This is a genomic window from Aquibacillus sediminis (genome assembly GCF_005870085.1).
Classification (GTDB): Bacteria; Bacillota; Bacilli; order Bacillales; family Amphibacillaceae; genus Aquibacillus_E; species Aquibacillus_E sediminis.
Map to the genome: position 1 here is coordinate 82,420 of NZ_SZNM01000010.1, position 13,911 is coordinate 96,330.

15 protein-coding genes are annotated in these 13,911 nt (G+C 37.8%); 11 read left to right on the top strand and 4 right to left on the bottom strand.

The window, feature by feature from the left end:
* Positions 1-25: 25 nt before the first annotated feature.
* From FCI53_RS11415 to FCI53_RS11425, 3 genes are all read left to right on the top strand, one after another.
* Complete coding sequence (locus FCI53_RS11415) at positions 26-487, top strand: GNAT family N-acetyltransferase (protein WP_138418949.1); 462 nt, start codon at positions 26-28, stop codon at positions 485-487.
* 103 nt (positions 488-590) lie between these two features.
* Positions 591-1,292 carry a TraR/DksA C4-type zinc finger protein gene (locus tag FCI53_RS11420; RefSeq protein ID WP_138418951.1) on the top strand — a complete coding sequence of 234 codons (702 nt, stop codon included), beginning with the start codon at positions 591-593 and terminating at the stop codon, positions 1,290-1,292.
* Positions 1,293-1,791: 499 nt separating this feature from the next.
* A complete protein-coding gene (locus FCI53_RS11425; protein ID WP_138418953.1) occupies positions 1,792-1,995 on the top strand; it encodes a zinc ribbon domain-containing protein in 204 nt (67 codons plus the stop codon).
* A gap of 79 nt (positions 1,996-2,074) precedes the next feature.
* Here the strand turns inward: FCI53_RS11425 and FCI53_RS11430 are convergent, their stop codons facing one another.
* Entirely contained in the window at positions 2,075-3,439 is a 1,365-nt protein-coding gene (locus tag FCI53_RS11430) for a S1C family serine protease (protein WP_138418955.1), read from the bottom strand.
* Positions 3,440-3,598: 159 nt separating this feature from the next.
* Between FCI53_RS11430 and FCI53_RS11435 the strand changes: the two genes are divergently transcribed.
* The 4 genes from FCI53_RS11435 (at position 3,599) to FCI53_RS11450 (ending at position 8,128) form a co-directional block, all read left to right on the top strand.
* Positions 3,599-4,294, top strand: a complete 696-nt coding sequence (locus FCI53_RS11435; RefSeq protein ID WP_138418957.1) for a response regulator transcription factor — start codon at positions 3,599-3,601, stop codon at positions 4,292-4,294.
* Positions 4,291-5,607: a sensor histidine kinase gene (locus FCI53_RS11440; RefSeq protein WP_138418959.1), complete on the top strand. Its 1,317-nt coding sequence runs from the start codon at positions 4,291-4,293 to the stop codon at positions 5,605-5,607. Before FCI53_RS11435 ends, FCI53_RS11440 begins: the two co-directional genes overlap by 4 nt.
* An 83-nt stretch (positions 5,608-5,690) precedes the next feature.
* Entirely contained in the window at positions 5,691-7,517 is a 1,827-nt protein-coding gene (gene typA / locus FCI53_RS11445) for a translational GTPase TypA (RefSeq protein WP_138418961.1), read from the top strand.
* A gap of 350 nt (positions 7,518-7,867) precedes the next feature.
* Positions 7,868-8,128, top strand: a complete 261-nt coding sequence (locus FCI53_RS11450; protein ID WP_246050086.1) for a YkvA family protein — start codon at positions 7,868-7,870, stop codon at positions 8,126-8,128.
* A gap of 72 nt (positions 8,129-8,200) precedes the next feature.
* Here FCI53_RS11450 and FCI53_RS11455 read toward each other — a convergent pair whose 3' ends face one another.
* The 3 genes from FCI53_RS11455 to FCI53_RS11465 form a co-directional block, all read right to left on the bottom strand.
* Positions 8,201-8,347 carry a YfhE family protein gene (locus FCI53_RS11455; protein WP_138418965.1) on the bottom strand — a complete coding sequence of 49 codons (147 nt, stop codon included), beginning with the start codon at positions 8,345-8,347 and terminating at the stop codon, positions 8,201-8,203.
* Between the two features lie 775 nt (positions 8,348-9,122).
* Positions 9,123-9,659, bottom strand: coding sequence for an HD domain-containing protein (locus tag FCI53_RS11460; protein ID WP_138418967.1), 537 nt, complete (start codon positions 9,657-9,659; stop codon positions 9,123-9,125).
* A 71-nt stretch (positions 9,660-9,730) separates the two neighbouring features.
* Positions 9,731-10,540 carry a DUF2935 domain-containing protein gene (locus FCI53_RS11465; RefSeq protein ID WP_138418969.1) on the bottom strand — a complete coding sequence of 270 codons (810 nt, stop codon included), beginning with the start codon at positions 10,538-10,540 and terminating at the stop codon, positions 9,731-9,733.
* A 160-nt stretch (positions 10,541-10,700) separates the two neighbouring features.
* Between FCI53_RS11465 and FCI53_RS11470 the strand changes: the two genes are divergently transcribed.
* From FCI53_RS11470 to FCI53_RS11485, 4 genes are all read left to right on the top strand, one after another.
* The gene (locus FCI53_RS11470; protein WP_246050087.1) at positions 10,701-11,903 is read left to right on the top strand and encodes a CapA family protein; all 1,203 of its coding nucleotides are present in this window, start codon (positions 10,701-10,703) and stop codon (positions 11,901-11,903) included.
* Between the two features lie 120 nt (positions 11,904-12,023).
* On the top strand, positions 12,024-12,839 hold the full coding sequence (locus FCI53_RS11475; protein WP_138418971.1) for a DUF368 domain-containing protein: 816 nt from the start codon (positions 12,024-12,026) through the stop codon (positions 12,837-12,839).
* A 65-nt stretch (positions 12,840-12,904) separates the two neighbouring features.
* Entirely contained in the window at positions 12,905-13,225 is a 321-nt protein-coding gene (locus tag FCI53_RS11480) for a thioredoxin family protein (RefSeq protein ID WP_138418973.1), read from the top strand.
* A gap of 100 nt (positions 13,226-13,325) precedes the next feature.
* Positions 13,326-13,823, top strand: coding sequence for a GNAT family N-acetyltransferase (locus FCI53_RS11485; RefSeq protein ID WP_138418975.1), 498 nt, complete (start codon positions 13,326-13,328; stop codon positions 13,821-13,823).
* Positions 13,824-13,911 lie beyond the last annotated feature (88 nt).

Sequence of the window (13,911 nt, forward strand, 5' to 3'; positions counted from 1 at the left end):
ATGACATAAAAAAGGGATGATAATAGTGGAGTGGCAATTAAAAGCGTTTAGAGATTTGACTTCGGATCAACTTTATAAAATTCTTAAAGCAAGAGTGGATGTGTTTGTTGTCGAACAAGCCTGTCCATATCCGGAAATTGATAATTTTGACCAAGTGTGTACTCATTTATTTATCGAACAAGATGGGATTATTGTTGCATACTCCCGTCTCATTCCTGCGAATACGATGTATGCTCAAGCATCGATCGGACGAGTATTGGTACATAAAAATTATCGACAAAAAGGCCTGGCAAAAGCTTTAATGGAAAAATCGATTGCTTTTATTATGGATGAATGGCAAGAAAAGGAAATAAAAATTCATGGTCAAGAATATTTACGAAACTTCTATGGATCGTTAGGTTTTGAAGAAGTTAGTGACGTCTATTTGGAGGATAATATTCCCCATGTCGATATGATTTTACATGCAAATAAATTAATGGAATCGTAATAAATGTATTTCCTCTACTTCCAACAACTATTTTGGTTGTAGTTGAAATAACGCATATACTAATAATGCCCCGCCAAGACAAGAAGTCAGGAGGCGATTATTAGTGATCACTCAACAACAATTAAGGACTTGTAAACAACAGTTAGTGGAGCGGAAGCAGCAAGTCGAAGCGCATTTACAAGACCATTATGGCTTAGAAGGTGAGTTAATTAAAGAATCAGTCGGTGAATTATCTAATTATGATAATCATCCCGCCGACCACGGTACAGAGTTGTATGAACGAGAAAAAGACATTGCGTTAAATGAACATGCGGAGCAAGAAAAGAAAGATATTGAGAATGCTTTACAAGCTATTGAAAATGGCATGTATGGAAAATGCGAGGTGTGTGGTGCAGAGATTCCAGCGGAAAGGTTAATGGCAATGCCAACCACACGTCGTTGTATAAACCATGTGGAGCATGATATAGATAAAGTGCGTCCAGTAGAAGAAGATGTCATTCATTCCAGTATAACGGAAATGGAAACAGAAGCAGATGAGGAAGAATCGACTATTTTTGATCCGGAAGATTCATGGCAGAGGGTCGAGAAATTTGGTTCTTCTGATGGGCCATCTGATTTTTATGATACAGAAAAAGATTACCAAGATATGTATTCTAATTCCGATGAACTTGTAGGGAGTGCCGAAGAAATTGAAGGCTTCTTACTAACTGACATGGAAGGGAATTACATTGGGGTTAATGGCAACCATGAAGATTATGAATCCTACTTGGATGAAAATGAAGTGGGCTCCATATTGTATGAATAAATAAGTAAAGGCTGTCCTTAAATGGACGGCCTTTGCTGTTGATTAAAAATAGCAGTGTGATTTTTTAGGACTTTGTTACGTATAAGCTGTATTATGTGCATCAAATTATTAACTATAACGTAAATACGCAGGATCTTTGGAAAAAGCGCTGGATGATGTATAAAAAAGCCGTAATCACGCAGGATCTTTGAAAAAGCGCTAGATGATGTATGAAAAAAACGTAAATACGCAGGATTTTGAGAAAAAACGCTAGATGATGTATGAAAAAGTCGTAAATACGCAGGATCTTGAGAAAAAGCGCAGGATGATGTGTGAAAAGTACTATATGCTCATTATCTAAAGAAAAAGTACTCAAATAAAAAAACTATTATAAAAGTTAATGCACATAATACAGCAAATACGAAATAAGGGCCTTTAAAAATAAAGTGACTAGAATGATGAAACAAAACAGAGCTTTTTACCGTATATATGGATAAGATAAATAAAGGAGGCGATTTAATTGTCAAATCAAGGGTGTATAAAATGCGGAAGTACAGATGCAGATAAGAAAGAGGTAGCGATGACTGGTACAGGCTTATCTAAGATGTTTGATGTGCAAAATAATCAATTTATTGTTGTGTACTGTAAAAACTGTGGGTATTCGGAATTTTATAACAAGCAAAGCTCGGCAGGAAGTAATATTTTTGATTTCTTTTTTGGATAAGATTAAAACAAGCGAGGCTATCCCGACATTGAGATAGCCTCGCTTTATCTATATAAATTTAGGAGGAGGTGAGTATTTTTTAATTGTCGCTTAAGGTTAAGGTAGTTGTTTGTTCATTACCTTCCCGATAATAAGTGATGGTTACTTGGTCACCAATTTCTCTTTCGGAATATAAATATTGCTTTAAGTTCATCATGTTATCAATCGAATGATCATCGATTTGGGTGATTACATCATAACGTTGCAATCCTGCATTATCAGCTGGAGAACCTGTTTCCACTTCAGCAAGTACCACGCCATCTGTTACTTCTTCGTCTAACTTTAATGTTTGTTGTTTATTCATTGACGGAACAGTGGATAAGGATACAGCGCTTATACCAATAAACGGACGGGCTATTTTACCATCTGTTTCTAACTGTTCAATAACTGGTTTGGCTTCATCAATTGGAATGGCAAAACCAATACCCTCCACAGATTCTTGCGCAATTTTCATTGAATTAATACCTATGACTTCACCGTTACTATTGATTAAGGCCCCACCACTATTACCAGGGTTAATGGCAGCATCCGTTTGAAGCACTTCTGTCGTCCAATCAGGTCTGCGGTCCCCATTTAGGTCCATCTCAACAGATCTATCAAGACCACTAATAATACCTTTTGTAACGGTACCGGCAAATTCTGTGCCTAATGGATTACCAATTGCAATGGCCGTATCACCAACAATTAAATTTTCAGAAGTGCCAAGTGTAGCCACTTGTGAGACGTTACTTCCATCAATTTCAAGTACGGCTAGATCTGTTAATTGATCGGCACCTAGAAGCTTCGCATTCACGTGATCCCCATTGGTTAGGATAACTTCAATGTCACTTGCCCCTTCGACAACATGGTTGTTTGTGACAACATAAGCGTTATCGTTTTCCTTTTTATAGATAACCCCTGAACCAATTCCATTCTCTTGTGTTGGTGTCCAAAGTCCTGCTTGTTGAATGTTTGATACGCCTACAACAGCATCGGAAACTTGTTCGATTGCATTGGTTAAGGAATTACTACGTTCGTTTGCAATCGTTGGTATTACATCATTTTCCGTATTATAATTTTGATTATTGGGTTGTGAATTTGTTGTTTCTGTTGATTCTGTTGCGGTTGTATTAGACGTATGCGAGTCTAATTGAATCAAACCAGTGTTAAGGAGAAAAAATCCAACTAAGGCGACAACAATCCCGCCAGTCACACCGCTTAACAGTATAGCCCATAAACTACTACGAGACTTTTTGTTTTTGTTTGATGAAGGTGGTGTTGTGCTTCCTGATTCAAACCCTGTGTTTTTAGTTTCGGAAGTTTGGTGTGCGTCGTCATGTTGTGGTCCTTCATAGCCTGAATAAGTACTATGATCATTGTTAAAAGGTTTATCGTTATGATGGTAGCGATCATCATGAAATGTCATTATGAATCACACCTTTCTAAACAAGTTGTTTATGTTTACAATTTTAGTATATGAAACAGATTTGGCAAGTCTTCGGTAAAAATGTGTAAAAAGTGTGGAATTAAATAAACAAAGATTTTTTGTTAGAATATGTGCCAATCAAAGGGAAGGGATGAAGCTATGTCTTATCATATTTATGTTGTGGAAGATGACCCGAATATACGCGATATTGTATCCGCCTATTTGAGTAAGGAAGGGTATCAGCTATCATTGGCTAATAATGCAGAGGATGCTTGGGAATTGTCACAAAATGACCCTCCAGATATGTGGATATTAGATATTATGTTACCTGGAATGGATGGATATGAATTATGTAAAAAAATTCGGCAGACAAGTGAGGTTCCAATTATCATTATCTCAGCCAAAGATGATGAAGTGGATAAAATTCTAGGTTTAGAACTGGGCAGTGATGATTATTTAACAAAACCGTTTAGTCCGCGTGAGTTAGTAGCACGTGTAAAGCGATTGTTTAAGCGAGTGGATAAGCTGTTACAAATTGAACCCAGTGCGACTGGGGAGATGCAACAAGGCCATTTGATTTTAGATACGTCTGGTCGTCGAGTATTTTGGTATGAACAAGAGGTAGAGGTAACGGCTAAGGAGTTTGATATGTTAAGTATCCTAGTACGTCATCAAAATCGTGCTTTTTCTAGGGAAGAATTACTAGCATTAATATGGGGAGAAGATTATTTTGGTAGTGACCGTGCTGTTGATGACCTTATTAAACGATTGCGGAAAAAGTTAGATGGTTTACCGGTTGAAACGGTTTGGGGTTACGGATATCGATTACGCACTGATGGTGAGGAATCTAAATGAAATTACAATATCAGTTAACCGCAGCTTTTACTACGTTAATTGTTGTTGTTATGACGTTTGCTGGTATTACGATTTATTCTTTAATCCTTAATTTACTTATTCAAGATGAACAAAGGCAATTAGAGGACAACGGGGATTTATTAGTTCATTTGCTCAACGATTACAATTTTGAAAATATGCAACGATTGTCACAATTGTTAGGAGATTATGATTTTCAAGTTTTTGCCTATGACCGAAGTGATAATCGGTTATTGTTTACCACTGTACCAGTTTCAGTGGTGAATTATTGGGCGGAGACGTATGATTTGAATAGTGATAAAGATCGTTTGTGGAAAGCTGGAGACGAAAGTTACGTTGTATCCAAAAAACAACAAGCAAACATTGAACTTGTGTTAGTCACACCATTGGACGATCTACAAGCGGTACAGCAAACTTTTTTTATACGACTTTCACTTGTGTTACTAATAGGGTTGGCTGTTGCTATTATTTTGAGTCATTATTTGACAAAGCGTTTGGTTACCCCGTTAACTAGGTTAAAATATCAATTGAAAAAGATTGAAAAAAGACAATTTGATGAGGTTGAAGAAATAAAAGCAACTGGTGAAATTAAAGAAGTGGAAAATAGCGTGCTTGATATGGCAAAAGAATTGCAACGATATATCCAGTCGCAACGACATTTTTTCCAAAATGCCAGTCATGAATTAAAGACGCCTTTAATGACCATTCAAGGATATGCAGAGGGAATAAGGGACGGCATCTTCGTGAAAGAGGACTCTGATCGAGGGTTAAGTGTGATGGTTGAAGAGATTAATCGCTTGAAAAAAATTATTAATGAAATGATTTTGCTAGCAAAGTTAGATAGTGAAGAAAATATTTATCAACAAGAACTGATAAAAGTTGAAGAATTAATCAAACTAACAATAGAGCGAGCACTCCCGCTAGCGAATGAAAAAAAGATAAGTATAACGGACTATGTTTCACCGGATATGACACTTTATGGTGATAAAGAGAAATTATTACGGGCAATGATGAACATTGTGTTAAATGGTATTCGGCACGCAGAATCGCAAGTTGTCATTAAAGCGTATCATTCCCGTGGGGCTGTAACGATTACGGTTGAGGATGATGGAGAAGGGATAGATGAAGATATAATGCCACAACTTTTTCATCGCTTTGTCAAAGGAGAAGGTGGCGAAACAGGGCTAGGACTAGCAATTTCTCGTGCGATAGTGGAACGATCTGAAGGTTCTATTTCTGTTGCAAATTCAGAAATAGGTGGTGCTCAATTTACTATAGTGTTTAAAGTGGAATAAAAACTATACTTATCCTAAGGTTATGTGCTATACTAGGTAAGTTATAATCGGACTGACTCGGTAAAAGAGGAGAGAATTTACAAATGCAATTAAGAGAAGATATTCGTAACATCGCAATTATTGCGCACGTTGACCATGGTAAAACCACGCTTGTGGATCAGTTATTAAAGTATGCTGGTACGTTTAGAGAGAATGAACAAGTTGATGAACGTGCGATGGACTCCAATGATCTTGAAAAAGAACGTGGAATTACCATCTTAGCTAAAAATACAGCAATTGAATATAAAGACAAACATATCAATATTTTGGACACACCAGGTCACGCTGACTTTGGTGGTGAAGTAGAACGAATCATGAAAATGGTGGATGGTGTCCTTCTAGTTGTTGATGCATACGAAGGAGTTATGCCACAAACTCGTTTTGTGCTTAAAAAAGCATTAGAGCAGAAGCTAAATCCTGTTGTGGTGCTAAACAAAATTGACCGTCCGAACGCACGTCCAAATGAAGTAATTGATGAAGTACTTGATCTATTTATCGAACTTGGTGCAGATGATGAACAGTTGGAATTCCCTGTTGTGTATGCTTCTGCATTAAATGGTACTTCTGGTAATGAACCGGAAGAGCAAGAAGAAACAATGGATCCTGTTTTCCAAACAATCTTGGAAAATATTCCTGCACCTGTTGATAATACAACTGATCCATTACAGTTCCAAGTTACTTTATTGGACTATAATGACTTCCTTGGACGTATTGCGGTTGGACGTATTTTCCGTGGAACAATACAAGTTGGGCAACAAGTGTCATTAATGAAAAAAGATGGCTCCGTGAAAAATTTCCGTATTTCAAAATTATTCGGTTTTATTGGCCTAAAACGCATTGAGATAAAAGAAGCGAAAGCAGGCGACATTATTGCGTTAGCAGGACTTGAAGATGTTAACGTTGGTGAGACGGTATGTCCAACTGATCACCAAGAAGCAATGCCTATTCCAAGAATTGATGAACCAACCTTGCAAATGACGTTTGTTGTTAATAACAGTCCATTTGCGGGTAAAGAAGGAAAATATATTACATCAAGAAGAATTGAGGAGCGTTTGTTAACGCAATTAGAAACAGATGTAAGTTTACGTGTGGATCCAACTGATTCACCGGATGCGTGGACAGTTTCGGGGCGTGGAGAGTTACACCTTTCGATCCTAGTAGAAAACATGCGCCGTGAAGGGTACGAATTACAATTATCAAAACCACAGGTAATCATTAAAGAAATTGATGGCCAGAAATGTGAACCAGTCGAGCATGTGCAAGTTGATGTACCTGAAGAACATCAAGGTGCTGTCATGGAATCATTAGGTGCTCGAAAAGGTGAAATGGTTGATATGGTGAACCAAGGGAATGGACAAGTTCGTATGGAATATAAAGTACCTTCTCGTGGTTTAATTGGTTATTCAACTGAATTTATGACACAAACAAGAGGTTTTGGTATCATTAACCATACCTTTGACAGTTATCAACCTGTTGCAACAGGTCAAGTTGGCGGTAGACGTCAAGGTGTGCTAGTTGCATTAGAAAATGGTAAAGCCTCAACGTACGGGATCATGAACCTTGAAGACCGTGGTACGATTTTTGTTGAACCAGGTACAGAAGTTTATGCAGGTATGATTGTCGGTGAACACAACCGTGATAACGACCTAACCGTTAATATTACAAAAGAAAAACATCTTACTAACGTACGTTCTGCAACGAAAGACCAAACAACAACGATCAGAAAGACACGTACACTAACGTTAGAAGAAGCAATTGAATATTTAAATGATGATGAGTATTGCGAGGTAACACCAGAAACAATTAGACTTCGTAAGAAAATTTTAAATAAGAACGAACGTGAAAAAGCATCTAAGAAAAAGAATGTCTAAAAAGTAATGAAGCAGTGACTTGTTAAGGGTCACTGCTTTTTGTATGATACTATATAATTGGGCTAATACATTTAATACGAAATAGCTAGCTATATGTTGTTCAGAGCTATATAAAAGTGGTTTTAACAAAAGTGCTTATATCATCATGGAAAAAGAAGGATTTGGGGTTTTTCGTACGTTGTTAAGTTTCTTTCTCTCTCTTCAAATACGTATTTTTGCACTGCATCTCTAGCAATTGGCTGCTTATGTCGTGATATATAGCTTTTATGTAGTCAACAACAATCAAAAGATTTAAATTTTTATAAAAAGGAAGGAATAGCATGCTCCGTTTTTGGCGTAGGATTAAATTCTTGTTTAACTTTAAAAAATCATTGCCTTTCTTAAAAGACTTATTTATCTCAAAGCAAGTTAAGGTATCAACAAAAATAATATCGCTTCTATTAATTATTGGGTATGCGGTGTTTCCTTTTGACATTATTCCAGATTTCTTAGTCGTATTAGGGATCTTTGATGACCTAACAGTAGCCAGTTTAATTTTACAACAAATGATTAAAATGGCGCCTGATTCCTTAAAAAGGGAGCACGGTCTTATACAAACGGATGAAGACTAATAAAGTCTATAAAAAATGCGATTGCCCACTTTTGGTGACAATCGCATGAAAAATTATAGCCAATAAAATATTTTATTGATCGTTATGATTTAAAGCTTGCTCTCTATATCCGCCAGCGATATCGGCCTTTTTAAATTCTTTGTTATAATGAATTTCTTGGGCCGCAGATAACTCCACGCCTTCCTTTTTTGTTGGTTGATATTGTGATTTTCTTGCCATTAAAAATCATCCCTTCTTTGTGTATTAGCTGAATATGGATACTACTAGTTTACCCTTATAAAACATGAATAAAACATTGGCTGTAGAATGAGATTGAGATAGTTTTTGCCGCAATAAATATAGAACCCGACGTAAATTATATGTAAGTATTAATTTCCTGGTTTGAATTGAGTGATTTACTATCGCTTCGGTAGAATATCCCGCATCCCGCTTGACGACCTTTAGCCTCGGTGCCGAGAGAGTCCTTGTCACGGCAGTTCCAGTGCCGTTTAGCGGTCGGAAGTGTCGAGAGAGTCCTTGTCACGGCAGTTCCAGTGCCGTTTAGCGGTCGGAAGTGTCGAGAGAGCCTTTGTCACGACAGTTACAGTGCCGTTTAGCGGTCGGAAGTGTCGAGAGAGCCTTTGTCACGGCAGTTCCAGTGATATTTAGCGGTCGGAAGTGTCGAGAGAGCCTTTGTCACGACAGTTACAGTGACATTTAGCCCTCGGAAGTGTCGAGAGAGCTCTTGTCACGGCAGTTCCAGTGCCGTTTAGCGGTCGGAAGTGTCGAGAGAGCCCCAGTCACGGCAGTTATAGCGACGATTTGCCCCTGAAAGTGTCGAGAGAGCTTTTGTCATGACTGATTCAGCAACATTATAAGCACAAATCTGTCGAGAGAGTTTGGTGAATTACCGAAGCGGTCTTAGTTGCCGATCCATTTCTTTAGTTACGTCGGCGTTTCCACTCAATACGAGGTTTTTAAAGTCATAATTTGTACCAAAAAACTACTCAAGCTTTTACACAAATTGCTCGAGTAGTTTCTGGTAAGTAGAAAACAAAGCAGGTGATTCATCGATGTTGGTAGTTAGACTTTCATAAATAGTAGAGTAATACCATTGTTGATCTTGCTTCCCGCGTTTAAAGGAATCCCAAATGGTTGAACCGATCTGTTGTTCATTTTCCAAAATGGATGATAAATTATCGATTTTGTCTGCACAAACGACAAGTTTCGCTTCAAGTGGTGCTGTTTTGATTGCTTCAATGGTATGTTGTTTTCGCTCCTGCCAAGATAAGGATTTATCAGGTTCAGACGCATAGCTGACTAACCGGGCCACATCTACTCCGAATCGTTCTTCTATTTCTGTTAATGTACTATCCGTATCCTCGACGACGTCATGAAGCAATCCTGCAATGACAACATGCTCTGGATAATTTTGTTGCATGAGTAGCATGGCCACTCGATAAGGGTGGGAAATGTAGGGTGCGTGATCCATCTTTCTTTTTTGACCATCATGTTTGATTGTTGCATAAGAAATTGCATCCATTATTTTCATGATTTCACCTCGCTACCATTATAATCCTACAAAATAAAAAAAGAAAAGGTAGCCGTATAGCCACCTTTCAATCAATGCGGGTCTGATGTTCTTGGCTTGGTAGGATCGCAGTTGGGTGGGGGACTATTTTTGGATTGGGCCAGTTTCATTAAATAGTAACATTCTTCTCTTGCCATATGATCGGCCATTAATCCAGAGAACGTGCCCAGTACTTGCTCGGAAAGTTCCATTTCTTCCAATTCATGAAGAAATGTACGGAATAAATTTAATTCCACTTCCACGTCTTTATTGAATTTATTTAGTGCAGGGAAAGAATCAATGTTAGAGCGTAAGTATCCTGTTAACTCAATTGCTTTTAAATAGAATGTATCGAAGTGTTTGGAAAATTGGTGGCTCTTTTTCTTTAGTCTTTTTTCAACACCATCCAATTGGTCGTTAATTGCACCGGCATGACCGGAAGCATCAACTAACCAGACGAGGTGATGGTGGAGTTCGTGGAATATGGGGGGTGCCTCTCCTTGTTTTAAATAATCTAGGATAAGTTGATACTCTTCAAGTTCATTCACCATGTGATTAATAAACGTAGGGGAGAGGTGAATACCAATCTTCCCTACTAAATGTCGCTTTATAATAGAAAGTTTTAATGTTTTGAATTTTTCTGCCGCTGCTTCTGCTTCTTTCGTGAACGAAATGGCATTCGATTCACTTAAAGCTCTAGATCGGTTAAGCAATTCGTCAAATTGACTGACGAAGCCTGTTGCCTTCTGGATGTCATCTGTTTCTTTTGGGAACAAAGAATCTCTAATAAATCGAGCATGATCACCTAAAACTTGGAGCCAAAATTGATGTTCAAATGTAGCACTCTGTAAAAAACTAGGCAAGTCATTCCACCCCTTTATGCTAGTATCATTTCATCTTATTCATTGTTTAATGAATTTATTATTGATTTATACTAGGATTGGATTTTTTGGCAATAATTGTTATAAAATGCCATCATGGATAAACAGATGTCGACAAATCTTTACAGGAAAGGAGTAAAATATGCTGAAAATAGTAAGGGGTCAATCGATGTTGTTCATCGTATTGTCTCTATTAGTGCTCGTTGCTTGTACTGGTAACGAAGGAACAGAAAACAATGAAGATGATTCGGTTGAACAAATAAATAATCAAGCACAAGAGACGGAGGGGAAGAGCGACGAGCAACAACTTCCTGAAGAACCCAAAGAGGTTACAAATGAAATTACGGTTGCAGCGATAGGGGATTTATTAATACACGGTATACTCTATCAAGATGCTCGCACTACGGAAGGCTACGATTTTACGCCAATGTTTGAACAGGTAAAGCCATTTTTACAAAAGCCAACGATTACAATGGCAAACCAAGAAACGATGATAGGTGGTGAAGAGTTAGGTTTATCAACCTATCCAAGGTTTAACAGTCCGCACGAAGTAGGGGATGCACTAAAAGAGGTAGGGGTAGATGTTGTGACGTTAGCGAATAACCATACGTTAGATGGAGGAGAACCCGCTATCGAAAGCGCAATTAAACATTGGGAAACGCTTGATATGATGTATGCGGGTGCGTATAAAGATGAGGATGATCGAGATTCAATCCGTGTCCTGCATACAGATGAAAATATTGATGTCGCTTTTTTAAGTTATACATATGGAACAAATGGAATTCCAATACCAGAAGGCAAAAACTATTTAGTAAATCTTATTGATAAAGACAAAATAGCAGCTGATATTGAGACGTCTAAGGAATTAGCAGATGTCATTATATTAAGCCTTCACTTTGGTACGGAATATCAACGGTTACCAAATGACGAGCAAAAGGATTTAGTGCAATTTGCCGCGGATCAAGGCGTTCATGCAGTGATTGGGCATCATCCACATGTGCTTCAACCGGTTGATTGGGTCGAAGGGAAAGATGGAAACCGTACGTTTGTCGCCTATTCTTTGGGTAACTTCTTATCGGGACAAGATGAAATTTACCGACAAATAGGTGGGATGGTTAATTTTACGATCGAAAAAGTAACAAAAGGAGAAGAGGAATCCATTAACATTAAGGATCCTAAATTTTTACCAACTTTTGTAACTAATTCAAATCGAAGGGATTTCAAGGTAATCCCCATGTATCAGTTGTCAGAAAATGAATTAGCAAATGCATCGAAATATTATCAAGATATAAAGAAGCATATGGCACAGTGGGTTCCTGAACTTGAATTTATAGAGAGTGAGTAAAGTTCATCAAGTCTGCTTCTATTAGGAGCAGGCTTGTCATATGTTAAATACAACTAATATTTGGTATACTGTGTAAGTATGTGTTGGCGTTGCTATATTAGTATAGAAGGGGAATATGAAATGGAATGGAAAAATATATATCGTGGCATGTTGATGGGGGCGAGTGATGTTGTTCCAGGTGTAAGTGGTGGAACGATTGCTGTCGTACTTGGCATCTATGATCGCCTTATCGATGCGATAAATGGATTCTTTAGTAAAGATTGGAGGAAACATCTTAGTTTCTTGCTTCCACTTGGTGTTGGTGTTGTCACTGCCATCTTACTTTTAGCAGATCTTATTGAATGGTTATTTGAACATTATCCTGGACCGACACAGTTTGCATTTTTAGGCCTTATTATTGGGGTGTTGCCATATCTTTTTCACAAATCAGAGGCTCGAACTACATTTAAGGGACACCATTTATTATTACTATTCATAGGGGCTGCTGTTGTTGCCTCCATGCTATTTTTCGGTGCTGGTGAAACAGAGCCAGTAAAACAATTTACCACTACAACTTATTTATGGTTATTTCTATCGGGGTTTGTTGCAAGTGGTGCAATGATATTACCGGGCATTAGTGGATCGTTTTTATTGTTGATCATTGGGTCGTATACAACTATCCTTAGTGCTGTATCGGAATTAAATCTAAGTGTACTTGCAGTTGTGATAGTAGGAGTTGCTTTTGGAATTATCATTATGAGTAAGATTATCCACTTTTTCTTAGAGCGTTATACGACAGGTACATATGCCGTTGTGATTGGTTTAGTGATTGGTTCGGTGTTTGTTATTTTTCCTGGTTGGCCAACGACAGTTATGGCTATGCTTATTAGTGTCGTTACGTTTGCTTTTGGCTTGTCAGTTGCTTATATGTTGGGAAGAGTGGAGTACCAGCAATAAACAGATTACTTGAATGTTAAGGTTCGAGATGGTACTTTTTTGCTAAAGAAAGGAGTTGAGTTTTCATGAAGGCAATTAAAACAAGGGAAGAATTTAATGAAGTGATTAACTCTGATAAACCCGTTATTGTAAAGTTTTTTGCTGATTGGTGCCCCGATTGTAAACGTATGGATATGTTCATTGGGGATATCCTTGAAGAATATAAACAGTATGAGTGGTATGAGGTTAATAGTGATGAAGTAGAAGGGCTTGCCCAGGAACATGATGTGATGGGAATTCCAAGTCTTTTAATTTTCCAAAACGGTGAAAAGCTTGCGCATCAACATAGTGCCTATACGAAAACACCAGAAGAAGTAACTGAATTTTTACAACAACAGCTAGGTTAAAGGGAGATCCCGACTCAAAGATGAGTTGGGATTTTTTTGCCCGTGTTTGTTGTTCGTCATTATAAGGTGGTAGTCCATCCGAGTATGGGGGTAGGTAGTAATGATAAGATCGGCAAATCAAGAGGATTTACAACGTATTATGGAAATCGTGGCTGCTTCAGTTGAAGTGATGAATGAACAAGGAAACTATCAATGGGATCATACATATCCAACCGTAGCAAACTATCAAACAGATTTGGACAACGAAGAATTATATGTCTATCAACAAGACGATGCAATTTTGGGTGTTGTGGCAATTAGTGAAAAGCCTCATAGTGAATACCCACTTATTCGGTGGAGTTATCCAGATCATGCATTGACAGTCAAGCGGCTAGCAGTGGATCCAGCCGCCCGTGGTAAAAGTATAGCAGATAACTTTTTTCAATTTGCTGAATTAGTTGCTAAAGAAAAAGGCATTCATTATTTAAAGACAGACACTTTTTCTAAAAATATATATGCCCAGCAATTATTTTTAAGAAACGGCTATCGTTTTGTTGAAGAGCGTAAACATGACGGAGATCGTGATTCATTGTATTATTATGAAAAAGTGTGTACATAGATTGGATATCGAGGTGCTCTATGCTTAAAAAAATAGTCAGTATAGTCTACTTAATCTTAGCTTGGTTGATGGCTGGTTTTGGAATATA

Bases quoted from the DNA above. Each gene is read 5' to 3' on its own strand.
- FCI53_RS11435 (WP_138418957.1), top strand. From the start codon at position 3,599: ATGTCTTATCATATTTATGTTGTGGAAGATGACCCGAATATACGCGAT.
- FCI53_RS11430 (WP_138418955.1), bottom strand. From the start codon at position 3,439: ATGACATTTCATGATGATCGCTACCATCATAACGATAAACCTTTTAAC.
- FCI53_RS11475 (WP_138418971.1), top strand. From the start codon at position 12,024: ATGGAATGGAAAAATATATATCGTGGCATGTTGATGGGGGCGAGTGAT.
- FCI53_RS11460 (WP_138418967.1), bottom strand. From the start codon at position 9,659: ATGAAAATAATGGATGCAATTTCTTATGCAACAATCAAACATGATGGT.
- FCI53_RS11455 (WP_138418965.1), bottom strand. From the start codon at position 8,347: ATGGCAAGAAAATCACAATATCAACCAACAAAAAAGGAAGGCGTGGAG.
- FCI53_RS11440 (WP_138418959.1), top strand. From the start codon at position 4,291: ATGAAATTACAATATCAGTTAACCGCAGCTTTTACTACGTTAATTGTT.
- FCI53_RS11485 (WP_138418975.1), top strand. From the start codon at position 13,326: ATGATAAGATCGGCAAATCAAGAGGATTTACAACGTATTATGGAAATC.
- FCI53_RS11480 (WP_138418973.1), top strand. From the start codon at position 12,905: ATGAAGGCAATTAAAACAAGGGAAGAATTTAATGAAGTGATTAACTCT.
- typA (WP_138418961.1), top strand. From the start codon at position 5,691: ATGCAATTAAGAGAAGATATTCGTAACATCGCAATTATTGCGCACGTT.
- FCI53_RS11470 (WP_246050087.1), top strand. From the start codon at position 10,701: ATGCTGAAAATAGTAAGGGGTCAATCGATGTTGTTCATCGTATTGTCT.